Source organism: Streptomyces sp. NBC_00210, assembly GCF_045160975.1.
In the GTDB taxonomy this organism is placed as follows: Bacteria; Actinomycetota; Actinomycetes; order Streptomycetales; family Streptomycetaceae; genus Streptomyces.
In genome coordinates this window covers 6,111,524-6,134,877 of record NZ_CP108120.1, presented here as the reverse complement: position 1 = coordinate 6,134,877, position 23,354 = coordinate 6,111,524, and the positions used below count along the sequence as shown (strand labels likewise).

Here is a 23,354-nt window from a genome sequence, read left to right as displayed (position 1 = left end):
CGGCACCTCTAGCGTCGGTTGCATGGAACGGCGCACAGGATCTGCTCCGGGCCACGATGCCGATCGTGTGGAGCCCGCCGGAAAGCACGCTGCCGATACCGGCTGGACCGGTGAACGACGAGCAGCGCTGCGCTATGCCGCCGCGCTGCTGGCGCTGCTCCTGCTGATCGACTGGGGCACCGGAGGCCTGACTGTGCTCCGTGCCGCCCTGTGGACGGGGCTCGCGATCCTCCTTCTTGTGGTGTTGCTGCCGCCGCGGGTGACCGCCGGCGAGGGCTGGCTGGCTTCGCGCGGGCTACTGCGCGAACGACGCGTGCGCACCGACCGGCTGATGGCGGTGCGCTGGTCCGACGGCGTCGCACAACGGCTGGTGCTGCGCGATCTGGACGGCGGACGGGTCGAGGTCGACCCGCGCGTGTTCACCGCCAATCCTGAGCTGTGGCATCTGCTGGACGCCGGCGCCCGTATCTCCCTGGGCCGAGGGACGCTGCTGTCCGGTGCGACCGCCCTGAAGCAGCTGTCGCAGCGGATCGACGGCGAGAGCGCCCGTTTGGTCTTCAAGGTCTCCGGACTGGAGTAGCGACGACCGCCCCCGCTGTGGGCGTAATTGCGCCATATGTACGAACCCTCGCGGAATCCTAACGAGTTCTTGATGCCCCTCCGGCCCCAGTGAGGGTGCTTTTGGGCTGGTGGGGCGGCTTACGCTCGCGCCGTGCTCAATGTGACCGGGATACTCAAGCGGCTGGTTATCGGCCGTGCCAAGCGTAGCGAGGAGCTGGGCGCGACGCTGCTGCCCAAGCGGCTCGCCCTGCCGATCTTCGCTTCCGACCCGCTGTCCTCGGTGGCTTATGCCACCCAGGAGATCCTGCTGGTGCTCACGTTGGGCGGCCTGGCCTATCTGCACTTCACGCCGTATATCGCGGGCGCGGTCGTCACCCTGATGACCGTGGTGGTGCTGTCCTACCGCCAGGTGGTGCACGCCTATCCGAGCGGCGGCGGCTCGTACGAGGTCGCCTCGACCAACCTGGGCCCCTCGGCCGGTCTGGTCGTCGCCGCCTCGCTGCTCGTGGACTACGTGATGACCGTGGCCGTCTCGGTCGCCTCCGGCGTGGACAACATCATCTCGGCGGTGCCCGCCCTGGTCGACTACCGCGTGCTGATGGCGCTCATCTTCGTCGCCGTCCTGACCGCGATGAACCTGCGCGGGGTACGTGAGTCCGGCCAGGCGTTCGCCGCCCCCACCTATCTGTTCATCGGCGGCGTGCTGATCATGATCGGCACCGGCCTGTTCCGCTATCTGATGGGGGACGCGCCGGTGGCCGAGTCCGCCGCGTACGGGATCACGCCGCAGCCCGGGGACGCGAACCTGGCGGGTCTCGCCCTGGTGATGCTGGTCCTGCGCGCGTTCTCCAGCGGCTGTACCGCCCTGACCGGTGTGGAGGCGATCTCCAACGGCGTGCCCGCCTTCCGCAAGCCCAAGTCCCAGAACGCCGCCACCACCATGGCCGCAATGGGCATCACCGCCATCACCATGTTCGTCGGCGTCACCACACTCGCAATCATCGCCAAGGTGCACATCACCGACGACGCCTGCAGACTGACCGGCCTGACCGACTGCGCCAACTACACGCAGCGCACCGTCATCGCCCAGCTCGCCGCCTCCGTCTTCGGCGGCGAGAACAGCGTCGGCTTCTACTTCATCCAGGCCGCCACCGCCCTGGTGCTCATCCTGGCCGCGAACACCGCCTTCAACGGCTTCCCGCTGCTCGCCTCGATCCTCGCCCAGCACCGCTACCTGCCACGCCAGCTCCACAACCGCGGCGACCGGCTCGCCTTCTCCAACGGCATCCTCGCCCTCGCCATCGTGGCCGGCCTGCTGCTCTGGGCGTACAAAGCCAACGTCACCAGCCTCATCCACCTCTACATCCTGGGCGTGTTCACCTCCTTCACCCTCTCCCAGACCGGCATGGTCCGGCACTGGAACCGCGAACTGCGCACCGAGACCAACCCGGCGCTGCGCCGCCGCCACCAGATCGCCAGGGTCATCAACGCCACCGGCGCGGTCATCACCTGCCTGGTCCTGATCATCGTGCTGGCCACCAAATTCACCCAGGGCGCCTGGCTGGCCGTACTCGCCGCGATCGTGCTGTTCGTGATGATGCGCGGCATCCGCCGCCACTACGACGCCACCGCGGCCGAACTCGCGGTCACCGACCCACGCAGCGAAATGGTCCGGCCCTCCCGGGTGCTGGCCATCGTGCTCGTGTCCACCATCCACAAACCGACCCTGCGCGCCCTGGCCTACGCCCGCGCCTTCCGACCGGACCACCTGGAGGCACTCACCGTGGCGGTGGACCGCGACGCCTCCACCGCTCTCCAACGGCAGTGGGAGGACTACGAGATCCCCGTGCCGCTCAAGGTCCTCGACTCCCCCTACCGCGAGATCACCCGCTCCGTCGTGGAGTACGTGCGCTCCATCAGGCGCGACAGCCCGAGGGACGTGGTCGCGGTCTTCATCCCCGAGTACGTCGTCGGCCACTGGTGGGAGAACCTGTTGCACAACCAGTCCGCCCTGTGGCTCAAGAGCCGCCTGCTCTTCACCCCGGGCGTCATGGTCATCAGCGTCCCCTGGCAGCTGACCTCCTCGGCCGCCGCCGACCACCCCGCGGCCCGCGCACCCGGCTCGGTCCGCCGCGGAGAACCCACCACGGCGCCCAAGAGCGACGACATCAGCACGGGCGTCTAGCCGGGACCCATGCTCAACCAACATCCGCTCACAAGAAGGTACTTGGGAAGGCCGAGAGCCCACCTCATCTTGACGGCATACATACGCGACGGTCGTTGTGACAGCCGATCATGTCGGGCAAGACTGCTCGCACAAGCGTCACTCAAGGTGCGGTTCGACCACCCGCACCCCGTGACCACGCGACCTATGTGGGGGAACTACATGTCGAAGTCGAAACTGTCCCGCGCCCGCCGTCTGACCACGCTGGCAGCAGCCGCGGCATGCGGGATTCTGCTCACCACCGGCGGAACCGCGACGGCCTCCGCTGCCGAGAATTCGCCGACGGACAATGGCGGCGGATTCCTCACCGAGGCACAGCCCAAGGACGCCGCTGCTGTGGCCGAGCTCGCGCAGCAGCGCGCCGAGGAAGTCCACGCCCGTACACCCGCGAACAAGCTGTGCACCGGGACATGGACGCACGCGGTGTCCACCGTCACCTTCCAGCGTGCCGCGGGCGGCACGCTGGCCTTGGGCTTCAAACTGTCCAACACTGCCCGCGCCAACCTCGGCCCCACAGTGACGGTGACCATGACCTACTCGTACGTCAACGGCAAGGCCATCAACCCGCCGTACGGCCCCCACACCGCCATCAGCACGTACAACTTCCACGGCAGCATGAAGAAGTACCAGTACGTGGGCGGCGGGTCCGGTTCCATCGCAACAGGGAACAAGGTGACGTTCTACTGGTTCCTCAAGGGCTCCAAGCCGAACAGCGCGGCGGACCGCTACATCACCTGCCAGGTCCCCAAGCCCGGAAGCGCGTGAACAGCTCGATGAACAGCAGCCCTCGTCCCACTGTCCCGATCCTCGGCGGTCGCCATGAGCTCACGCTTCACGGCCTGACCGCGCACGAGGATTCCTTCAGCGTCGAGTACTCCGTCGCCCCGCCACTGCCGGAGGGACCCGAGGGCGAGAGCCCGGTCCTTCTGGTCATGGAGGCCAAGGACGATCTCGGCAACGAATACAGCGACTGGGGAGGCGCGTTCGGCCTCCACCCCGACGGCGCGCGCACCGAAGGGACGATCTCGGGGCAGCCTGCGCTTCCTGCCTCCGCCCGCACACTCTTTGTACGGTTGACGTATCTCCAGGGCGGCAACGAGACGTCGTACGACCTCTCCTTGCCCATCCCGCGGACCGGCTGACCATGCCCGGGGCCCAGACCGGCCGGTCTGGGCCCCAGCCACCGACACCGCCGCCGACACCGCCCCCGCTACCTCATCGCCGAGCCGGGCATCGGCTACCGCTTCACGCCTGACGAGTGAAGCTCCCGCGCCCTGCGGCGTCGGCGAAGGCCGTGAAGGCGGCTGGGGTGACGGCGAAGGCGGGGCCGTCGGGGTTCTTGGAGTCGCGGACGGCGATACGGCTGGGGTGGGCGGCGACCTCGATGCAGTCGCCGCCGGTGTCGGAGCTGTACGACGACTTGCGCCAGGCGGCGGCACCGAGCGGGGCGCACTCGATGCACTCGCCGCCACTGGTGCCGCTGTACGACGACTTACGCCACTGCACGCCCGTCAGGTCCAGGCTGGTCCCCATAACGTTCCTCCATTACGCGAGCGATCAGCGCCGCCGAGTCCTCGGGGGACAGGGCCGTGGCCTGCAAGCGAGCGTAACCGACGGAACGCTCCCTGATCACTTGCGGGTTGGCCGTCATCTGGCCCGAGTCATAGCTCTCCGCATAGAAGAAATCCGGGTCATCCTCGAAGCGCAGAAGGGTGAACGAGCCCATCATCCCCGTGTGTTCACCGGCCGAGAAGGGCAGCACCTGAATCTGGACCCATTGCCGATCGCCGAAACTCAACAAGTGGGCAAGTTGGCTCCGCATAACCTCGCGGCTGCCGACCTCCCGGTGCAGTAGCGCCTCGTCCAGCACCACCCACAGCACCGGCGGATTCTCGCGAGCCAGGATGCGCTGCCGCTCCATGCGCGCCGCCACCATCTCGTCGACTCTGTCCGGGTGGTCGACTGTCAGCAGCGCCCGCGCATACGCCTCGGTCTGGAGCAGGCCGTACACCAACTGCGCCTGGTACGTGGAGATGTACGCCGCCTTCGCCTCCATCTCCGCATACGCCTGGAACCAGCTCGGCAACTGACTCCGCAGCACCAGCCCCACCAGCCGCGAGAACACCCCGCCCGTCCCCAGCGCCGCGTCCACCCGTTCCGAGAAGTCCCTCGTCGGCACCTTCCTCGCCGTCTCGATCTGGCCGATCAGCGACGCCGTACAGAAGACACAGCAACCGAGCTCGCCCTGCTTCAGCCCGGCGTCCTCTCTCAGGCGGCGCAATTCGGAGCCGTAGTAGTCCAGCGGCGATGCGCTGGGATCGAGGTCGCGGATATTGACCACGCGGCGGTCACCCCCAAGCTCACGCCTCGCGGCGTTCGTTTCCGTTCGTAGCCGAGCGTAACCACACCACCGCATGCTGGTGACGTGAATCACACAACTGACTGCCCACCAGCGGCAATTAGCGACAGCTATCGCACGGGCTTCACCCTCGGTGAGCACTCGGCGCGGCATCTGCGGCGCATCCTGCGGACGTTCCTGACCCGCTGGGAGATGGCCGCGCTCACCGACGCCGCCGAGCTGGCCCTGACCGAGCTGATCGCCAACGTCGTACAGCATGTGCCGGGCAGGCGCTGCACACTGCTGATCCTGCGACGGCCGGACGGACTGCGGGTCGAGGTCGCGGACGAGCACCCGCACTGCCCCCGCCCGGTGCGCCCCGAGTGCAGAGGCGACGAGCTCGACGAGGGCGGGCGAGGGCTGTTCCTCGTCGAGACCGTGACCGACCGCTGGGGCACGGTGCCGCTCCCCGGAGGCAAGACGATGTGGTTCGAGTGCGACGTGTGAGGCACGATGGCGGCCGGACACCCCGTACGACCAGGAGGAACCATGGCCGCCGCCCCCAAGCCGGAGACCCTCGCCGCCTTCGAGGCCGCGAAGGGCTTCATGCCCGTACGGGAGGGCCTTGCCCTGTACGCCGCAGCGGCCGAGGCGGGCGCGCTCGGCCTGCCCCTGCTGGAGGTGGGTACGTACTGCGGGCGCTCGACGATCCTGCTCGCCGACGCCGCCCGTGAGGCGGGCACGACGGCCGTCACGGTCGACCACCACCGGGGCAGCGAGGAGCAGCAGCCGGGCTGGGAGTACCACGACCCGGAGACCGTGGACCCCGAGATCGGCCGCATGGACACGCTGCCCACCTTCCGCCGCACCCTGCACAGGGCCGGCCTGGAGGAGCACGTCATCGCGGTCGTCGGCCGCTCCCCGCAGGTGGCGCGGGTCTGGGGCGCACCGCTCGGCCTGGTCTTCATAGACGGCGGGCACACCGACGAGCACGCGGGCGGGGACTACGAGGGCTGGGCGCCGCATGTCGCCGACGGCGGTTTCCTCGTCATCCACGACGTCTTCCCCGACCCGGTCGACGAGTGGACCGGCCAGGCCCCGTACCGCGTCTACCTCCGGGCACTCGCGTCCGGCGCGTTCACCGAGGTCTCAGTGACCGACTCCCTGCGCGTCCTGCGCCGTACCGGGCCGGGGATCTGAGCCGCCGGGCTAGCGGTGCCGGGGAAGTTCGGGTGGGAGAAGGTGGGGGCACCTCCCGTGCCCGAAGGGCTACGGGGGAGGGTCGAGGGCCGAGTCTGGCAAGGCGGAGGAAGGAGCCCACGCGGAGCGTAGGCGACTGACGACAACGCAGCCAGGCGACAGCCATCGGCGCGCGACGCCGCCCGAACTTCCTCGGGACCGCTTAGCATCGCGAGCGTGTCGTACGACGAGAACCAGCCCCCCGCCCCACCGCGCCGCCCAGGACGCGGCAATCTCACCATCGCGGTCGCCGCGCTGGTGCCGACCGCCCTGGCGGGCTGGCTGGTCTGGCAGGCGATGAACGGCTCCGAGGAGAACGAGCCGCCGAAGGTGCTGCCCCTGCCGAGCGGACAGACCACCGCGGGCAAGCCGGGCCCGGGGTCCTCCTCGCACACCGACTCGGCCTCACCCTCGGCCTCACCCTCGGCCTCGCCCTCGGCATCGAAGGGGTCGCAGGAACCGGGCGGGAAGGGCGGCGCGTCGGGTCCGCTCGCGGGCAAGGTCGTGGTCGTCGACCCCGGGCACAACCCCGGCAATTTCCGCCATACCGCTGAAATCAATAAACTCGTTGACATCGGCACGAACCGCAAGGAATGCGACACCACGGGCACGTCCACCAACGACGATTACACCGAAGCCGAATTCACCCGCGATGTTTCACAACGTCTTCGCACCCTGCTCGAAAAGCAGGGCGCAACGGTGAAATTCACTCATGACAACGACCGCCCGTTCGGTCCCTGCGTCGACGAACGGGCCAGGATCGGCAACAAGGCCAAGGCCGACGCGGTCATCTCCATCCACGCCGACGGAGCCGGCGTCGGCGACCGCGGCTTCCATGTCATCCTCCCGGCCCTGGTCAAGGCGGGTGCCGCGGACACCGCAAAGATCGTCGGCCCCTCGCGCGAACTCGGCGAGCGCATCGCCGGCAGGTTCGTACGTGCCACCGGCAGCGCCCCTTCCAACTATGTGGGCGACGGCACCGGGTTGGACGTACGCAAGGATCTGGGCGGCCTGAATCTGTCCACCGTGCCCAAGGTGTTCATCGAATGCGGCAATATGCGTGACCCGAAGGATGCGGCCCTGCTGAAGAGTTCGGCCTGGCGCCAGCAAGCTGCGCTCGGAATGGCGGAAGGCATCGCCGGTTACCTCAAGGGCTAACTGCGATACCCGGCAGACGGCCGGATCGGGCAGACGATAGATTCACCTCTACGATGGGGAGTCACCCCCGAGCTCCGCGCCGTGCTCACCGCCGCAACGGCGGCAGCGACGACCGCCCCGATGAGACGACCGACGAAGGACTTTTCACGTGAACATCCGCTCTCTGACCCGAGGCGATGGCGTGGTGATCGGAGCAGCGGTGTTGCTGTTCATCGCCTCGTTCCTCAACACGAGCGACTGCTCCGGCTCCCTCTGCGACCATGTCCCGAACACTTGGGAATTCTCGCCGATGGGTTGGGGCAGCTACTTCCCCGGCGTGGTTGGCGCTGCTCTGGTCGTGATCAACCGCGCGCTGCCCCAACCGCGCAAGATCGCGGGCCTGGACCTGGGACAACTCGGTGTCGCCCTGACCGCAGCTTCCGCCTGGGTCATCCTCATGTGGATGTTCGAGGCGGACAACGCGGGCGGTGCGCTCATCCTGGGCCTGATCGCGAGCCTGGTGCTGGTCGGCGCCGCGGTAGCCACTCCGCTTGTCCCTGCCCTCAAGGTCGCCCTCGTCGGCGCCCCGAGGCCGGCCGCCAACCCGTACGGCGCGCAGCCCGGCGCCCCCGGCGGCTACGGCTACCCGGGCGCCCAGCAGCAGCCCTACGGCGCGCAGCCGGCTCAGCCGCAGCCGGGTCAGCCCCAGCCGTACGGCGCCCAGCCGCAGCCCGGCCAGCAGCAGTCGGCTCCGGTCGCGCCGCAGCAGGCCGGTGCCCCGGCCGACTTCACGCCGTTCTGGTTCGCGGTGCCGGTGGCCCGTCCGCTGTACGGCGAGGACGGTTCGCCGACCCCGATCGCCGAACTCGCGCCCGGCACCTGGTACCTGGCGGTCGAGCAGCGCGGCCCCGGCCTGGTGGCCCAGACGCAGGACGGCCGCCGCGGCGTGCTGCAGGACACCAGCGGTATCCAGCGCGGCTGATACGCACAGCGCCACAGAGCGGCCCCTCGCCCTTCCGGGCGGGGGGCCGTTGCCGTACCGTGACGCACCGTCAGAAACACACGGTCGGAGAGGAGCTGGCATGCGACTCGGACTCGCGCTCGGCTACTGGGGCCGCGGCCCCGACCCCGGCCATCTCGAACTCGCCCGCGAGGCCGAGCGCCTCGGCTACGACTCCGTGTGGACGGCGGAGGCCTGGGGCTCCGACGCATTCACCCCGCTCACCTGGATCGCGGCGCACACCAGCCGGATCCGCCTGGGCACGGCCGTGGCGCAGATGGCCGCGCGTACGCCCACCGCCACCGCCATGCACGCGCTCACCCTGGACCATCTCTCCGGCGGCCGGATGATGCTGGGGCTCGGCCTGTCGGGACCGCAGGTGGTGGAGGGCTGGTACGGCCGCCCGTTCCCGAGGAGCCCGCTGACCGCCACGCGCGAATACGTCGACGTGATCCGCCAAGTGCTGAGGCGCGAGGCACCCGTTGAGCTGGCAGGCCGCTTCTACTCCCATCCGTACCGCGCGGACGACGCCACCGGCCTCGGCAAATCCCTTAGGCCGATCACCCACCCACTCCGCGCCGACCTGCCGCTCCTGCTCGGCGCGGAAGGCCCGAAGAACATCGCTCAGACGACGCGCATCGCCGACGGCTGGCTGCCGCTGTACTGGTCCCCGCTGCGCACGGACGTCTACGAGGCCTCGCTCACCGAACTGCCCGACGGCTTTGTGATCGCTCCGATGGTCCGCGCCAAGGTCTGTGACGATGTGGCCGAAGGCCTGCTGCCCGTCAAGGCGATGCTCGGCTTCTACATCGGCGGCATGGGCCATGCGGCCCGTAACTTCCACGCCGATCTGATGGCGCGCATGGGGTACGAGTCCGAAGCCCGGCACATCCAGGCGCTGTTCGCCGACGGCCGCCGCGAGGAGGCCGTTCTCGCCGTCCCCGACGCCTTCGCCGACGAGATCTCGCTGGTCGGGCCGCGCGGGCGGATCGCAGAACGACTGGAGCTGTGGCGCAAGGGCCCGGTCACGGACCTGCTGGTGACGGCCCCCGACCCGCACACGCTGCGCGTGCTGGCGGAGTTGAACGGCCAGGGCTAGTCATCGCTGAGCGGGCTCTATGGGTTTCACACGCTCACAAGCGGCAACCCGATACACATGAGTCCTCTTCATCGCAACGGAACAAATCAGGCCGCGGCGGTCATAATGATCGTTGCCGATGTCATGGCCGTCATCCTCGGCCTGTGGATCCTGATGTATCTGCTGGACGCCAACCGGGCCAACGACCTGGTGAGCTTCATCCAGGACGCCGCGCGCTGGCTGGCGGGCTGGTCGTACGACCTGTTCACCTTTGACGAGGCATGGGCGCGGGTGGTGGCGGGTTACGGCCTGGCGGCGGTGGTGTACCTGTTCGTGGGGCACGCGGTCGCGGGGCGCCTGCGCCGCCACTGACGGGCCGGGGAGGTTTTCCCCTACCCGCCCTCCCCCTACGGCCTGGCGGCCGTGGGAGGTACCCCCATCCCGTAACTGGGGGGCAAGCCCCCCAGACCCCGGCGCCCGCTTCGCGTCTCGCTTCCCTCGGCGGCCAGCAGGCCGCGGCGGGCTGCCCACAGGGTGCCGGGGATGTCGCCATCTTCAGCGGCGGCGGGTGGACGGGACGTACGGTTGCCACAGACGCGCCCCTAGCAGCACTCGGGCGCCAGCCCCCGCGGCAGGCGCTCCCCGCCGAAGACCGCCACCGTCGCCTCGTCTCCCCCGAGCGCCGCCACCGCCAGCAAGAGCGACCCCGCCGTCCAGGTCGTCAGCTCCTCCGGCCAGACCGCGCTGTTGCCCTCGAAGACGTACCCCGTCCAGTACATGCCGCCCTCCGCCCGCAGATGCTGCACGGACTGCAGGATCTCCAGCGCGCGGTCGGACTCGCCCATCACCCACAGGGCCAGGGCGAGTTCACAGCTCTCGCCGCCGGTCACCCACGGGTTGGGCAGCACACACCGCACACCGAGGCCCGGCACGACGAAGTCGTCCCAGGACTCCTCGATCCGTGCCTTCGCCTCGGCGCCGGTCAGTGCGCCGCCGAGGACCGGGTAGTACCAGTCCATGGAGTAGTGGCTCTTGTCCAGGAAACGCTCGGGGTGCCTGCGGATCGCATGCGCGAGCGCGCCCGCCGCCAACTCCCAGTCGGGCTGCGGCTCCTCGCGTTCGTCGGCGATCGCCAGCGCGCACCGCAGCGCCTGGTGGACGGACGAACTGCCCGTCAGCAGCGCGTCGTTGACCGGCGTACCGTCCGCCTCGCGCTTCCAGCCGATCTGGCCGCCCGGCCGCTGCAGCTCCAGCACGAACTCGATCGCCGCGAAGACGGCAGGCCACATCCGGTCGAGGAACGCCTCGTCGCCGGTGGCCAGATAGTGGTGCCAGACGCCGACCGCGATGTACGCGCAGAAGTTGCTCTCGCGGCCGCGGTCGGTGGGCCGGTCCGCCTCGCCGTCGTGGTACGCCGCGTACCAGGATCCGTCCGGATTCTGGTGCCGCCGCAGCCACTCGTACGCACGCGTCGCGGCCTCGTGCTCGCCGGCCGCGTCCAGTGCCATGGCCGCCTCGGTGTGGTCCCACGGGTCGAGGTGATGCCCCCGGAACCACGGGATCGCGCCGTCCTCGCGCTGGACGCCCAGTATCCCGGCGACCGTCTCGGCGGCCTCCTCGGCGGTCAGCACTCCCGGCAGGACGAGGTGTTCCGTACGGTCGGGGCCGCGCCTGGGCACAGTCACTTGGCGGCCACTGCGGGCAGGTGCGGCTTGGTCGCGTACGCCACGAAGCTCTTCCCGATCACCGGATTGAGCGCCTGCTCGGCGAGACGGGTGACCAGGGGCTTCTTCATGATGTCCCAGACGAGGAGCTGGTGGTACGCCTTGACGGGCAGTGCCTTGTCGTTGTCGACGCCGAAGGCGCACTTGAGCCACCAGTAGGGCGAGTGCAGGGCGTGCGCGTGGTGGGTGCCGTACGGCCTCAGACCGGCTTCCTTCATCTTGCCGAGCAGCTCGTCGGCCTTGTAGATGCGGATGTGGCCGCCCTCGACCTCGTGGTACGCGTCGCTGAGCGCCCAACAGATCTTCTCGGGTCCGTAACGCGGCACGGTGACGGCGATCCGGCCGCCGGGCTTGAGCACCCGCACCATCTCGGCGAGGACACCCTTGTCGTCGGGGATGTGCTCCATGACCTCGGAGATGATCACGACGTCGAACGACTCGTCGGGGAAGGGAAGATTGAGCGCGTCCCCCTCCATGGCGGTGGCGGTGGCACCCTCGGGCGCCTCCCCGGCCCCCTTCATCGCGGCGAACCACTTGGCGACCTCGCGGATCTCCTCGCCGTTCTGATCGAGAGCCACGACGTGCGCACCGCGCCGGTAGCACTCGAACGCGTGCCGCCCGGCACCGCAGCCCAGATCGAGGACGCGGTCGCCCGCGGCAAGCGGAAAGCGGGAGAAGTCGACGGTCAGCACGTGATCCTGCTTTCGCAGTCGAGGGAACCAGTACGTGTTGCGGTGCGCGGCAGTTGTGGACTGCGTCCACAACTCGGGCCGCGGAGAGGTAGGGAAACCGGGGCCGTGGCGCGACCGGTCACCGCAGGACCCCAGACCTCGTCGCGATCGCCTCGCGGTACAGCTCAGCCGTGCCCTGCGCGGCCTTCGCCCAGGTGAAGCGGGACAGCACCCGCTCCCGGCCCGCCGCCCCCAGCCGTACGCGCAGGTCCGCGTCGCCCAGCAGCCGGCCCAGTGCCGCGGCGAGCGCGCCCGCGTCGCCCGGCGGGACCGCCAGGCAGGTCTCGCCGTCCGGGCCCGCGACCTCCGGGATCGCACCCCCGGTCGTCGCGACCAGCGGCGTCCCCGTCGCCATCGCCTCCGCGGCGGGCAGCGAGAATCCCTCGTACAACGACGGCACACACGCGACCTGCGCGCTGCGCACCAGGTCCACGAGCTCCGCGTCGCTGATGCCCTTGACGAACTCGACCGCGTCCTCGAGTCCGTACCGCTCGATGAGCTGAGCGACCGGCCCGTCCTCCGCGCGCTTGCCGACGACGACGAGATGCGCGGCCGGATTCTCCGTACGGAGCTTCGCCAGCGCCTCGACCAGGTGCACGAGCCCCTTCAGGGGGACGTCCGCGCTGGACGTGGTGACGATCCGGCCGGGGACCTCCGCGACCGCCGGGTTTGGCGAAAAGAGGTCCGTGTCGGCGCCGATGTGGACGACCTGGACGCGGCCCGGCCGTACACCGAGGTGGTCCACGATCTCCTGCCGCGAGGAGCCGGAGACGGTGAGCACGGACGGCAGCCGGCGTGCGACGCGCTTCTGCATCCGCGTGAAGCCGTACCAGCGCCGTACGGAGGCGCGCCGCTTCCAGTCGGGTGCCGCGTCCAGTTCCAGCTGCCGGTCCACAGTGATCGGGTGGTGGATCGTGGTGACCAGCGGCGCACCGAGGTCGCCGAGCAGCCCGTAGCCGAGCGTCTGGTTGTCGTGGATGACGTCGAACTCGCCGCGCCGTGCGATCAGATGACGCCGGGCCCGCAGCGAGAAGGTCAGGGGCTCGGGGAAGCCGCCGGTCCACATCGTCGCGACCTCGACCGCATCGATCCAGTCGCGGTACTCGCCCCGCCCGGGCGTACGGAAGGGGTCCGGGCTGCGGTACAGGTCGAGGCTGGCCAGCTCGGTGAGCGGCACGCCCTCGTCGAGTACGGGATACGGCTGCGCGCCGATCACCTCGACGCTGTGCCCGAGGCGGGCGAGCTCGCGCGAGAGGTGGCGTACGTAGACGCCCTGGCCGCCGCAGAAGGGGTTGCCTTTGTAAGTGAGGAGCGCGATGCGCAGCGGCTCGTCACCGCCGCCGGACGACCCCGTACGAGGGCCGACCTCTATGGCCTCAGCGGTCACTCACGGCCCCCTTCTCACTGCGTTTTCGCCGGAGCGTAACTGCTCGCGCTAATCTAGAACAAGTTTCAGACTTGATCGCTCAAGGAGCTTCGAATCTACCGGCAGGTAGCGGCGCCGGAAGGGCCGGATCAGGTGATTCGCGCCACGGCAGGGGCGCTGCCATGCTGTGCGATCCGGACTCGCGTATGGAACGGGACATATGACAGCCGAAGCCAAGTCGGCAGGGCCGGCGTCGCCGCCCCTGACGGAACGCCAGGAGGCGCGTCGGCGTCGCATCCTGCATGCCAGTGCACAGCTGGCCAGCCGGGGCGGCTTCGACGCGGTGCAGATGCGCGAGGTCGCCGAGGCGGCCGGCGTGGCGCTCGGCACGCTCTACCGGTATTTCCCCTCCAAGATCCATCTGCTGGTCGCCACCATGCAGGACCAGCTCCAGCACATGCACACGACACTGCGCAAAAGACCCCCGGCCGGCGACAACGCGGCGGATCGGGTCGCGGAGACGCTGATGCGGGCCTTTCGGGCGCTGCAGCGCGAGCCGCATCTCGCGGACGCGATGGTGCGCGCGCTGACCTTCGCGGACCGCAGCGTGAGCCCCGAGGTGGACACCGTCTCGCGGCAGACGACGGCGATCATCCTGGACGCGATGGGCCTGGAGAACCCGACGCCGCAGCAGCTCTCCGCGGTCCGCGTGATCGAGCACACCTGGCACTCGGCGCTGATCACCTGGCTCTCGGGACGTGCCTCGATCGCACAGGTGAAGATCGACATCGAGATGGTGTGCCGTCTGATCGACCTGACGACGCCGCCGCCGAAGGCGCGAAGCTGACCGCCGCCGAAGGCGGGCCCTGGGGGTGTCGTAGCTCTTCAGGCCCCGCGCGCGCGGGTCGTGCACGCGGGCGTTCACATCTGGCGCGTGCGCCCCTCTTGCCACCCGTTGGCCGGATCTCCGCCCTCACGGCACCCGTCCACCGATGACAATGTTTCGCGTGCTGCACGGAGCAAACCCGTGGACGGTGAGCTGAGGGGGCGAAACGTGATCCGGGTACTTCTCGTGCACGATGCCGGTCTGCTGCGCGCTGCGCTGGCGGAGAGGCTTGACAACGAACCCGACCTGGAGGTGTTCCACGCATCGTGGCGCAATGCGCCGGGGCTCGCGCGCTCGCTCGCGCCCGACGTCTGCGCGGTGGACCTGGAGTGTGCGGACTCGTACGGCATTGCGCCGATCGGCGAGTTACGGAGCTTGCGCAGAGGCGCGGCCGACGGGCGCCTGCTGGTGCTTGCCAGCGCAAATCGGCCAGGTCCGCTCCGCCGCGCGGTCGAGGCGCACGCCGTCGGCTATGTCGACAAGGAAGGCACGCCCGAGCGGCTGATCGCCGCCATACGGCAAGTGGCCCGGGGAGAGCGCTTCATCGACAACTCCCTTGGCTTCAGCTTTCTGAAAGCAGCTCAGATGCCGCTGACCAGACGGGAGTTGAGCGTACTGTCACTCGCGGCTGAGGGAGCCTCCATCGCCGACATCGCGAGCAGCCTCCATCTGTCCAACGGCACGGTGCGCAACTACATGGCGGCCATCACCCGCAAGACCGGGGCCCGCAACAGGGTCGACGCCATAAGGATCTCCCAGGGCGAGGGCTGGGTGTGACGGCCCCGCCGACTGGCCCACCGGCCGGCCCGCCGACTGACTCGCCGGCTGGCCCGTCGGCGCCGCGAACCCGGTCAGATCGCGGTAGAAGGAAGAGCGGGCCAGCAGCTCCTCATGGGTCCCGTACTCCGTGCGCGTGCCGTCCATCATCAGCACATGGTCGGCCCGCCGCGCCGAGCCCGGCCGGTGCGCGATGACGATCAGCGTGCCACCGGGCCGCTCGGCGAACGCCCGCTCCGCGCGCGCCTCCGCCGCCGGGTCGAGATGACAGGTCGCCTCGTCGAGCAGCACCAGCGGCGCGGGTGCTGCATGGGCGCGGGCCAGTGCGAGCAGCTGGCGCTCACCGGCCGACAGCACCGCGGGCTCGACCAGTGCGTCCAGGCCGCCGAGCCGCGCCACGAGCCCGTGCGCCCCGACGGCCGTGGCGGATGCGAGCAGAGCCGGGTCCGGGGGCGGCTCGGGGCAGAGGTAGCCGAGGTTCTCGCGCACGGAGGCGGTGAAGATGTACGCCTCCTGCGGTACGAGGACCCGCTCGGCGCCCAGGACGATCTCGCCCCGGTCGGGCCGCAGCACCCCGGCGGTCAGCGCGGCGAGCGTGGACTTGCCGATGCCGCTCGGCCCGGCGACGGCGAGGTGGCCGCCGTGCGGAACAGTCAGGTCGAGTCCCTCGACCACGGGCGCTGCGCCCGGGCCGTAGGCGAACGTCACACCACGCAGCAGTACGGCAGGACCGTCGCCGCCGGCGTACGACGCCGGGCCCGGGTGCTGAGGGGGCCCCGGCGCGGTCAGCCGGCGCAGCACGACCGCCAACCGCGCGCCCGAGGCGCCGAGACCCTGCATCAGCGACTGCAGGGCGGGGAGCAGCGACTGGGTGAGATAGGCGAGGGCGCCGACCAGCGCGCCCGCACTCACCCCGCGCGCGAGCAGCCAGGGGGCGCTGAGCAGGAGCAGGACCACCGGGAGGCGGCCGCCGACGCCCAGGGCCAGGACGCGCAGGATGCCCCAGCGGGCCAGCGCGCGGGCCGCCCGGTACTCGTCGGCGAACCGGGCGCGGGCGTCGGCGGCCGCCCGCTCCTGTGCCCCGGCGGCGGTGATGTCCCTCAGCCCGGGTATCAGCGCGCCCAGTTCGGCCGCGACGGCTTCGTCGGCGACGAGGAAGGCCTCCTGCCGTCGTGCCATCGGACGCAGGGACAGCACGAACAGCGCAAGACCGGCGAACAGGGGTGGCGCGACCACCAGCAGCAGCACGGGCGCGAGCGAGAAGAGCCCGGCCAGGGCCCCGGCGGCGGTGAAGACGAAGGTGCGCGAGACCAGTACGAGGCCGGCGAAGGTGTCGCGGGCGATCTCCACCTGGTGGGTCAGCCGGGAGACCGCCGCGTCGTCACCGTCGCGCAGAGCCCGGTCGACAACCTTGCGTACCAGCTCGTCCCGCAGGGGCTCCACGAGGTCGGCAACCACACGGTGCACCCTGCCGGTGCCGAAAGCCCCGAGCAGTACGGCGACTGCCGCGGCGGCAAGCCAGCGCAGACCGTGGGCGGGGTCGTGGGCGAGGAAGCCGCCGTCGACGGCGCGGGCGATGGCGTGGCCGAGGACGAAGGTCTGCCCGGCCTCCAGCGCGGACCACGCGACGAGCCGTACGAGTACGGAAGGACGGCCCCTCAGGAGACAGCTCATCAGGAGTCGGAGCTCACGCATCGAACACCGCCCGGTACTCCGGCCGCCGCCAGAGCTCCGCGTGCGGAGCCATCGCACGGACGCGGCCCTCCTCCAGCCAGACCACCAGGTCCGCGCGCGCCGCCGTCGATGCGCGGTGGGCGATGATCAGGCGGGTGCGGGCGACGGAGCCGTGCCACAGTGCGTGGGACACCTTCAGTTCGGTGGCCGAGTCCAGGCTGGACGTGGCGTCGTCCAGTACGAGCAGCCGCCCCGGGTGCGCGAACGCCCGGGCCAGTCCCAGGCGTTGGGCCTCGCCACCGGACAGCGGCACGCCCTTGCAGGGCGTGTCGTAACCGTGCGGCAGCCGGAGTGCGAAGTCGTCGGCGCACGCGGCTCGCGCGGCCTCTCTCACCCTCTTGGCGCCGGGGTCGTACGTCCCGAAGGCGATCGTGTCCCCGACGGTCGGGCCGAGCAGGGCCGGGCGGGCGAAGGCGTGGCCGACCTCGCGGCGCAGCGCTGAGCGCGAGAGCGAGGGCAGCGGGACGCCGTCGATGAGCACGGATCCCTCGTCGGGGTCCGCCAGCCGTCCGGCGACGGCCGCCAGCGCCGACTTGCCGCTGCCCGAGCGGCCGACGACGGCGGTGACCGTGCCGCCCGGCACGGTCAGGTCGATGCCGTGCAGTCCGCGCAGACTGACACCCTTCAGTTCCAACTCTCCCTTGCCGTCGGGCAGTTCCTGTTCTCCGTACGCCATGACGGGCGTCTTGAGGATCTCCGCGAGCCGGCCCGCGGCCGTGCGCCCGCGCACCAGACCGCTGAGCTGTCCCACCAGTACGCCGGTGCCGGTGGCGAGCACCCCGTACCGCCAGGCGGCCAGCATCCCGCCGACACTCAGCGCGCCGTCCGCGAGCCGCAGCCCCGCCACGGCCAGCACGATGAGCTGCAGCAGGGGCAGCAGGGCGGCCGCGCGGGCGGTCGAGCCGCCCAGGATCCGCCACATCAGCCGGCCCTCGCGTCTCAGTTCGGGCAGCGGCGCGAGTATGCGTGCCGCGTCCCGCTGCTGGGTGCCGGCCGCGGTGATCGTGCGGATTCCGCGGACCGCTTCCGACAGGAGTCCGGCGATCTCGCCCTGGGCCCGCAGATAGCGGGCGCCGCTCTCGCCGGTGGCTCGGACGAACACCCTGAGCAGCAGCGCGAGCAGGGGCATTCCGGCGATCACCGCCAGCGCCGTCCACCAGTCGGTGAGGACGAGCGCCACCAGTCCGCCCACGGGAGTGAGAACGGCGGCGAGCGCGGACGCGAGCGCGGTGGGCACGGTCCCGGCCTGGGCGGCGTTGCCGGTGAGTCGGGCCACGAGATCGCCGGGCGCGATGGTCTCCCGGGGCCCGGCGGCGGGTCCGGCCAGGGGTCCGAGCGCGGGTCCGAGCGCGGGTCCGAGCGCGGGTCCGGCCGCGAGGACGTGGTGCAGGACCCGTTCCCGTATCCACGCGGTGGTACGGGCGTTGGCGGTCCCGGTGACCAGTCCGTCGAGTGCGCCGAGGAGTACGGAGACGGCGGTGAGGCCCCCGCACAGGGCGAGCCACGGGCCTGCGTCCGCGCGACGTCCGGCGAGCAGCAGGTCGAGGGCGCGACCGAGCACGGCCGGCATGGCGAGTCCGGCGGCGGCGGTGGCGCAGGTCAGCAGCAGGACGAGGGCGGCGCTGCGGGCGCGGTGCCGGACGGTTTCACGCAGGAGCACGGACGCCCTCCCTCGTCGGTGCGGCCCCGGGTGGCGAGCGGTGCCACCCGGGGCCGCAAACGCCGAACTGTCAGAGACAGAGGATGTTGCTGTGCGAGCTGTGCTTGTCGCACAGGAGCAGGCTGACGCTGCTCTCGTCGCCGTGCCCGCCGCCGTCCGTCTCGGGAACGTCCAGCTTCTGCAGGTCGAGAAGTGTCATCGTGATCTCCTTCTTCATGGGGACTGTATTTACTGCTCGTTACTGCTCTTTACTGCTCGACCCTTGGGGGCCGTATGGGGAGCCGCCGGTGGAGGCGGCAGGAAGGGCAGCCGTGCGGGGCGTTCGCCTTCGCCCGGCGCAGAGCCCGGCGCGGGGCCCGACGCGGAGCCCAGTGCGAGCAGGACGCCCGCGGTTCCGGTGGCCAGATCCATGGAGAGCCGCATCATCTGGTCGCCGGGGAAGGCGAGTTGGCCCTTGTACGGCACGGCGTACCAGGCGAGCGCGGCGATCTGGACGTCCAGCTGGGAGCGCGGGGCGCGGCTGCGGGCGAGGTGCAGGACCATGCCGGCGCGGCCGTTGAAGAGACCGGGCTGTGCGTAGTACCGCAGCCGCGCGGCCGGCAGGATCGCCTGCCTGGCCTCGGCGAGCTCGTCGTCGTGGCGGTGGACGAGGTAGTCGTCGATGACCGCGCCGATGCCGACGCTGCCCGTGCCCAGGTAGGGCATGCTGCGGGCGCCCTCGTCCACGAGCAGGGTGCCCGTGCGGTCCCGTACGCAGCGGGCGAGGTCCCGGCGCAGCGCCCGGGAGGCGTGGTCGAGGAGGGCGGGGTCGCGGGTGGACTCGTACAGCCGCAGGAAGAACAGCGCGGGTCCGCTCGCGCCGCGCAGCAGCCCGGCGGGTTTGCCGCGCCCTGCGTCCGGCCGCTCGGCGAGGATCCGCGCGGCCTCCAACGCCTCGTCGTGCAGTCCGAGTTGGTGGAGTACGAGGCCGAGCCCGGCCAGCCCGCCGTGCAGGTCGGCCCCGAGCCGCTGCCACTTCTCGTCGAGCACCCGTCCGATGAGTTCATGGGCGCGCTCGCGATGACCGAGCCGGTCCAGTACATGGGCGACGCCCGCGAGCCCGTCGTAGAGCCCGAGGGGCGTGCCGTCGGGCGGCGGCTGGACGCGGTCGAGCAGCCACTGCTCACCCGTCTCGTACCGCGCGGCCCCGGTCTCGGCGAGCGCGTAGAGCACCCCGGCCGCCCCGTGGGCGACCCCCAGCCCGCCGCCGTCCGCGAACTGCGCGATGTCGCCGGGGAAGAGCCGGTCGGCACGCTCGGGCGTCGCGGAGGCGAGGATGGCGCGCACCATGGAGTCGCGACTGGCGGGCCAGTCGTGCGGGGATGCGGGCAGATACCCGGCCGCGGCGGCACCGGTCGGGGCGGCACGGGTCGGGGCGGCACGGGTCGGGGCGGCACGGGTCGGGGCGGCACCGGCCGGGGCGTCCGCGGCCCGCAGGGCAACCGGCGCGTCTGCCGAAGATTCCCGGCGGCGCGACGCGTCACCCGCGGCAGGCGTTCCGCCACCGGCAGGACCCACCGCGTCCGGCGACGGGACCGCCCCGCCCCGGATCACCCGTACCGCCTCCTCGAGGAAATCCCTCCGCAGGTCCGGGAACTGCTCCGCCGCCACCTCCGCCAGGTGTGACGCCTTCGCCCTGTCCACCACCAGCAGCGTCGTCATCGGTACGAACAGCGCCAGCCGCAGGCACGCCAGCGCATAGTGGTCCACCTCGAAGCCCTCGCGGTCGGCGGGAGCCACGAAGCCCGGGTGGGCCATCGCCTGGCCCCGGTGTTCGGACACCGGGGTCGCCGCCTCGAAGTCCAGCAGGCGTACGGACGTCTCGTCCGGGTCGACCATGATGTTGAACATGTGCAGGTCGTTGAAGACGAGCCCGCGCCCGTGAACCGCCGCGACCGCCTCCTCCACCGAGCGCAGGATCCGTAACGCCCAGCGCGTGTACTCCGCGACCGCCCCCGCGTCCGGCTGCACCGCCAGCAGCGGATGGCGCTGCGCGAAGAAGGAGTTGAGGGTGCGGCCCGGCAGGAAGTCCATGACGAGGAAGCGGTGGTCGCCAAGGGTGAACCAGTCGCGCACACCGGGCGCGACCCCGAGACCGCTGAGCAGCTCCAGCGCCGTCTTCTCGCGCTCCAGGCGCCGCACCGCGTCCGCACCGTCCGCCGCAAGACCCGCGTAGGGCCGGGCCTCCTTGAGGACCACCTGCTCGCCGGTCCGCCGGTCGGTTCCGGCGTACACACCGCCGCCGTTGGAGAAATGCAGCGCGCGCTCGATGAGGTACGGCAGATCACCGGTCGTCGTCGCGTTGCGCGCCGCCAGCTGCGGCTCGAGGAACGACGGCAGCGTCACCCAGTCGGGGAGCTGGAAGACCGGGTCTCGCCGGTCGGGCACCAGCACCCCGTCCGCGTTCTCGATCGCGGGCACCAGTGCGCCCGAGCCGTCGGCGTCCACGCAGTGCCGCTTGGCGAAGCCGCCGTACCGGACATACAGCGGCCCGTCCTGCCAGCGGAGGTCGGTGAGAATGTACGGCCCCGGCTCCCCCGCAAGTTCCCCGCCCAACTCCTCGAGAATCAGCCGGAGTTCCGCCTCGTCCGCCGGATAGATGGTGGCGAACTTCCCGCTGGAGCCGCGGCCCGCGTACTTGGAATTGCGCAGATGCAACGGCTGCCGTCCGGGCACGAACTTGAACGGCACGGACCGCGGGACGCAGTAGTCCCACACCCTGGCCGCCGCCTTCTCCGCGTTGTCCAGACAGGCCGAGACATGGATTTTCCAGCCCTGGAGGGGCCGCGCCGGCGCGTTGTCGGGGCTGAGGTGAAGCCAGTCCCCGGAGAGGAATCTCCGCCACCCTTCGGGGACCGGGCGCAGGGCCGCCTCGAAGAGCGGAACGCCGCCGGAGCGCGAACCCATGGGCGCGGAGGACAAGCGGTCCGGGGTCTCGTAGAAGATTCTGTCGGACAGACAGAAGACCTCGTACCGCTTGTCCATTTCACTTCCCCCTCGGGCGACGTGGCCTCAAGATTTCCACTCGCCAAAGGGCCCGGACAGTCGCGCCTGTCACGAGGTCACCGTGCGATACGCACGAGTCAACCTCTGTTCCCAGCCGTTCGAAGGACCGGCTCTCAGTCCTCCGGCGGGAAGACCGGTTCGCCGCTCTCCAGCAGCGCGATCGCGATCGCCTCCACCGGGCAGCTCTCCGCGGCCGCCAGAATCCGCTCGTTCGCGTCGATGTCGGCGGCCCGCGGGTGCGACTGCCGCGCCGAGTCCAGCGTGAAGCCTTCCGGTGCGTTGCCCACGCACAGGCCGGAGCCGATGCAGACGCTCCGGTCGACCTCGACGTGCCAGCGGTCCCCCATCAGTTCTCCCCGGCCGCCGCGTCAGCGGCGGATGTATACGTGGAGGGGAGATGGATCATCTTGTGCTCCAGGTACTCGCCGTATCCTTCGGGCCCGAACTCGCGCCCCAGACCGGAGCTCTTGTAGCCGCCGAACGGTCCGAGCATGTCGAGACTGAAGGTGTTGACGTTGTACGTCCCCGTCCTGATCCGCCGCGCGAAGTCGATGCCGCGCTCGACGTCCGCCGTCCAGACGCTGCCGCTGAGCCCGTAGTCGGAGTCGTTCGCGATCTTCGCCGCCTCGCTCTCGTCCCCGTACGGCAGCAGGCAGATCACCGGCCCGAAGATCTCCTCGCGGGCGATGCGCATGGAGTTGTCGACCCCGCCGAAGAGCGTCGGCTCGACGTACCAGCCCTGGTCGAGCCCGGCCGGACGCCCGCCGCCCGTAAGGATCTTGGCGCCTTCTTCCTGGCCGATCCTTATGTAGTCGAGGGAGCGCTGCTGCTGACGCCGGGCGACCAGCGGGCCGACCTGCGTCGCCGCATCCAGCGGGTCGCCCACCACCAGCGCGGAGGCCGCGGCCGCGAACGCCTCGGCGAACTCGTCGTAGCGGCTGCGCGGCGCGAGGATACGGGTCTGGGCCACGCACGCCTGCCCGTTGTTCATCCAGGCCGCGGGCACGATCCCGGCGACGGCCGACTGAAGATCCGCGTCCGGCAGGATCACCGCCGCCGACTTGCCGCCGAGTTCAAGGGTGACGCGGGTGAGATTGCGCGAGGCGACTTCCATGACCCGCTTGCCCGCGCCGACGGATCCGGTGAAGGACACCTTGTCGATCCCGGGGTGCCCGACGAGATACTCGCTGACCTCACGGTCCGCGGGCAGGATGGACAGGACGCCCTCGGGCAGCCCGGCCTCCTTGGCCATGTCGCCGAGGATGTACGAGTCGAGGGGCGACTCGGGCGAGGGCTTGAGCACCACGGTGCAGCCCGCAAGCAGCGCGGGCCCGAGCTTGGCGGCGGCCGTGAACTGCGGGACGTTCCACGGCACCACGGCCGCGACAACCCCGACCGGCTCCCGTCGCACGAGAATCGGCCCGAGCACTCCGGCCCGCCGCTCCTCGTGCACGAAGTCCCGCGCGACCGTGATGGCCGCGTCCCACACCATCATCGCGCCGAGCGCCTGCGCGAGGACGCTCCAGGAGTAGGGAGAGCCGTTCTGCGAGCTGACGGAGCGGGCGATCTCCTCGTGCCGTACGGCGATGGCGTCCTTGATCCGGCTCACCACGGCAATCCGCTCATCGAGCGTCGCACGTGGCCAGGGCCCCTCGTCGAATGCCTTGCGAGCGACGGCCACCGCCCGGTCGACGTCGGCGCGGGAGGCGTGCGGGACGCGGCCGATGACGTGCTCGGTATGGGGCGAGACGACCTCGATCGTTTGGTCGCCGAGGGGGTCGGTCAACTCCCCGCCGATGAACAGCTTTCCCTGTTCCACAAGCTCCGTCATGGCTGCTGCCTCCCGCGGGCCCC

22 protein-coding genes and 1 pseudogene are annotated in these 23,354 nt (G+C 70.7%); 12 read left to right on the top strand and 11 right to left on the bottom strand.

What is annotated here, in order from left to right:
* Positions 1 to 22 precede the first annotated feature (22 nt).
* From OG729_RS27785 to OG729_RS27770, 4 genes are all read left to right on the top strand, one after another.
* Positions 23 to 580 carry a hypothetical protein gene (locus OG729_RS27785; RefSeq protein WP_405808559.1) on the top strand — a complete coding sequence of 186 codons (558 nt, stop codon included), beginning with the start codon at positions 23 to 25 and terminating at the stop codon, positions 578 to 580.
* A gap of 132 nt (positions 581 to 712) precedes the next feature.
* Positions 713 to 2,746 carry an APC family permease gene (locus tag OG729_RS27780; protein ID WP_405808558.1) on the top strand — a complete coding sequence of 678 codons (2,034 nt, stop codon included), beginning with the start codon at positions 713 to 715 and terminating at the stop codon, positions 2,744 to 2,746.
* Positions 2,747 to 2,917: 171 nt separating this feature from the next.
* Positions 2,918 to 3,550: a hypothetical protein gene (locus OG729_RS27775; protein WP_405808557.1), complete on the top strand. Its 633-nt coding sequence runs from the start codon at positions 2,918 to 2,920 to the stop codon at positions 3,548 to 3,550.
* A gap of 8 nt (positions 3,551 to 3,558) precedes the next feature.
* Positions 3,559 to 3,927, top strand: coding sequence for a hypothetical protein (locus tag OG729_RS27770; RefSeq protein WP_405808556.1), 369 nt, complete (start codon positions 3,559 to 3,561; stop codon positions 3,925 to 3,927).
* A 103-nt stretch (positions 3,928 to 4,030) separates the two neighbouring features.
* On the opposite strand, the gene OG729_RS27765 is transcribed toward OG729_RS27770, so the two are convergent.
* A complete protein-coding gene (locus OG729_RS27765; RefSeq protein ID WP_405808555.1) occupies positions 4,031 to 4,318 on the bottom strand; it encodes a DUF397 domain-containing protein in 288 nt (95 codons plus the stop codon).
* Complete coding sequence (locus OG729_RS27760) at positions 4,278 to 5,126, bottom strand: helix-turn-helix transcriptional regulator (protein WP_360874780.1); 849 nt, start codon at positions 5,124 to 5,126, stop codon at positions 4,278 to 4,280. Before OG729_RS27760 ends, OG729_RS27765 begins: the two co-directional genes overlap by 41 nt.
* Before the next feature lie 84 nt (positions 5,127 to 5,210).
* Between OG729_RS27760 and OG729_RS27755 the strand changes: the two genes are divergently transcribed.
* The 6 genes from OG729_RS27755 to OG729_RS27730 all read left to right on the top strand — a co-directional run bounded on the left by OG729_RS27755 (position 5,211) and on the right by OG729_RS27730 (position 9,949).
* Complete coding sequence (locus OG729_RS27755; protein ID WP_360874777.1) at positions 5,211 to 5,630, top strand: ATP-binding protein; 420 nt, start codon at positions 5,211 to 5,213, stop codon at positions 5,628 to 5,630.
* Between the two features lie 42 nt (positions 5,631 to 5,672).
* A complete protein-coding gene (locus OG729_RS27750; protein ID WP_360874774.1) occupies positions 5,673 to 6,323 on the top strand; it encodes a class I SAM-dependent methyltransferase in 651 nt (216 codons plus the stop codon).
* Positions 6,324 to 6,539: 216 nt separating this feature from the next.
* Entirely contained in the window at positions 6,540 to 7,520 is a 981-nt protein-coding gene (locus OG729_RS27745; RefSeq protein WP_405808552.1) for an N-acetylmuramoyl-L-alanine amidase, read from the top strand.
* 148 nt (positions 7,521 to 7,668) lie between these two features.
* On the top strand, positions 7,669 to 8,481 hold the full coding sequence (locus OG729_RS27740) for a hypothetical protein (protein WP_405808550.1): 813 nt from the start codon (positions 7,669 to 7,671) through the stop codon (positions 8,479 to 8,481).
* 100 nt (positions 8,482 to 8,581) lie between these two features.
* Positions 8,582 to 9,598, top strand: coding sequence for an LLM class F420-dependent oxidoreductase (locus OG729_RS27735; RefSeq protein WP_405808548.1), 1,017 nt, complete (start codon positions 8,582 to 8,584; stop codon positions 9,596 to 9,598).
* A gap of 57 nt (positions 9,599 to 9,655) precedes the next feature.
* Positions 9,656 to 9,949: a hypothetical protein gene (locus tag OG729_RS27730; RefSeq protein WP_360874763.1), complete on the top strand. Its 294-nt coding sequence runs from the start codon at positions 9,656 to 9,658 to the stop codon at positions 9,947 to 9,949.
* Between the two features lie 230 nt (positions 9,950 to 10,179).
* On the opposite strand, the gene OG729_RS27725 is transcribed toward OG729_RS27730, so the two are convergent.
* The 3 genes from OG729_RS27725 to OG729_RS27715 all read right to left on the bottom strand — a co-directional run bounded on the left by OG729_RS27725 (position 10,180) and on the right by OG729_RS27715 (position 13,419).
* A complete protein-coding gene (locus OG729_RS27725) occupies positions 10,180 to 11,262 on the bottom strand; it encodes a prenyltransferase (RefSeq protein ID WP_405808546.1) in 1,083 nt (360 codons plus the stop codon).
* Positions 11,259 to 11,993: a class I SAM-dependent methyltransferase gene (locus OG729_RS27720; RefSeq protein WP_405808545.1), complete on the bottom strand. Its 735-nt coding sequence runs from the start codon at positions 11,991 to 11,993 to the stop codon at positions 11,259 to 11,261. The genes OG729_RS27725 and OG729_RS27720 overlap by 4 nt, the downstream gene beginning before the upstream one ends.
* 118 nt (positions 11,994 to 12,111) lie before the next feature.
* Positions 12,112 to 13,419 carry a glycosyltransferase family 4 protein gene (locus tag OG729_RS27715; protein ID WP_405808544.1) on the bottom strand — a complete coding sequence of 436 codons (1,308 nt, stop codon included), beginning with the start codon at positions 13,417 to 13,419 and terminating at the stop codon, positions 12,112 to 12,114.
* A gap of 199 nt (positions 13,420 to 13,618) precedes the next feature.
* On the opposite strand from OG729_RS27715, the gene OG729_RS27710 reads away from it, so the two are divergent.
* Complete coding sequence (locus tag OG729_RS27710) at positions 13,619 to 14,245, top strand: TetR family transcriptional regulator (protein ID WP_360874752.1); 627 nt, start codon at positions 13,619 to 13,621, stop codon at positions 14,243 to 14,245.
* Between the two features lie 207 nt (positions 14,246 to 14,452).
* The gene (locus tag OG729_RS27705; RefSeq protein WP_405811314.1) at positions 14,453 to 15,061 is read left to right on the top strand and encodes a LuxR C-terminal-related transcriptional regulator; all 609 of its coding nucleotides are present in this window, start codon (positions 14,453 to 14,455) and stop codon (positions 15,059 to 15,061) included.
* 330 nt (positions 15,062 to 15,391) lie between these two features.
* Here the strand turns inward: OG729_RS27705 and OG729_RS27700 are convergent.
* From OG729_RS27700 to OG729_RS27675, 6 genes and pseudogenes are all read right to left on the bottom strand, one after another.
* A pseudogene (locus OG729_RS27700) lies at positions 15,392 to 15,901 on the bottom strand (ATP-binding cassette domain-containing protein); the annotation flags it as partial.
* An 847-nt stretch (positions 15,902 to 16,748) separates the two neighbouring features.
* Entirely contained in the window at positions 16,749 to 18,455 is a 1,707-nt protein-coding gene (locus OG729_RS27695) for an ABC transporter ATP-binding protein (RefSeq protein ID WP_405808542.1), read from the bottom strand.
* A gap of 70 nt (positions 18,456 to 18,525) precedes the next feature.
* Complete coding sequence (locus OG729_RS27690) at positions 18,526 to 18,654, bottom strand: SapB/AmfS family lanthipeptide (protein WP_405808541.1); 129 nt, start codon at positions 18,652 to 18,654, stop codon at positions 18,526 to 18,528.
* 29 nt (positions 18,655 to 18,683) lie between these two features.
* Positions 18,684 to 21,479, bottom strand: a complete 2,796-nt coding sequence (gene lanKC / locus OG729_RS27685) for a class III lanthionine synthetase LanKC (protein WP_405808539.1) — start codon at positions 21,477 to 21,479, stop codon at positions 18,684 to 18,686.
* A gap of 134 nt (positions 21,480 to 21,613) precedes the next feature.
* Positions 21,614 to 21,847 carry a ferredoxin gene (locus OG729_RS27680; protein WP_360874737.1) on the bottom strand — a complete coding sequence of 78 codons (234 nt, stop codon included), beginning with the start codon at positions 21,845 to 21,847 and terminating at the stop codon, positions 21,614 to 21,616.
* The gene (locus tag OG729_RS27675; RefSeq protein ID WP_360874734.1) at positions 21,847 to 23,331 is read right to left on the bottom strand and encodes an aldehyde dehydrogenase; all 1,485 of its coding nucleotides are present in this window, start codon (positions 23,329 to 23,331) and stop codon (positions 21,847 to 21,849) included. The genes OG729_RS27680 and OG729_RS27675 overlap by 1 nt, the downstream gene beginning before the upstream one ends.
* Between the last annotated feature and the right edge of the window lie 23 nt (positions 23,332 to 23,354).

Excerpts from the sequence above, each read along its gene's own strand:
- OG729_RS27785 (WP_405808559.1), top strand. The coding sequence starts at position 23 with ATGGAACGGCGCACAGGATCTGCTCCGGGCCACGATGCCGATCGTGTG.
- OG729_RS27770 (WP_405808556.1), top strand. The coding sequence starts at position 3,559 with ATGAACAGCAGCCCTCGTCCCACTGTCCCGATCCTCGGCGGTCGCCAT.
- OG729_RS27765 (WP_405808555.1), bottom strand. The coding sequence starts at position 4,318 with ATGGGGACCAGCCTGGACCTGACGGGCGTGCAGTGGCGTAAGTCGTCG.
- OG729_RS27750 (WP_360874774.1), top strand. The coding sequence starts at position 5,673 with ATGGCCGCCGCCCCCAAGCCGGAGACCCTCGCCGCCTTCGAGGCCGCG.
- OG729_RS27735 (WP_405808548.1), top strand. The coding sequence starts at position 8,582 with ATGCGACTCGGACTCGCGCTCGGCTACTGGGGCCGCGGCCCCGACCCC.
- OG729_RS27730 (WP_360874763.1), top strand. The coding sequence starts at position 9,656 with ATGAGTCCTCTTCATCGCAACGGAACAAATCAGGCCGCGGCGGTCATA.
- OG729_RS27710 (WP_360874752.1), top strand. The coding sequence starts at position 13,619 with ATGACAGCCGAAGCCAAGTCGGCAGGGCCGGCGTCGCCGCCCCTGACG.
- OG729_RS27690 (WP_405808541.1), bottom strand. The coding sequence starts at position 18,654 with ATGACACTTCTCGACCTGCAGAAGCTGGACGTTCCCGAGACGGACGGC.
- lanKC (WP_405808539.1), bottom strand. The coding sequence starts at position 21,479 with ATGGACAAGCGGTACGAGGTCTTCTGTCTGTCCGACAGAATCTTCTAC.
- OG729_RS27680 (WP_360874737.1), bottom strand. The coding sequence starts at position 21,847 with ATGGGGGACCGCTGGCACGTCGAGGTCGACCGGAGCGTCTGCATCGGC.
- OG729_RS27675 (WP_360874734.1), bottom strand. The coding sequence starts at position 23,331 with ATGACGGAGCTTGTGGAACAGGGAAAGCTGTTCATCGGCGGGGAGTTG.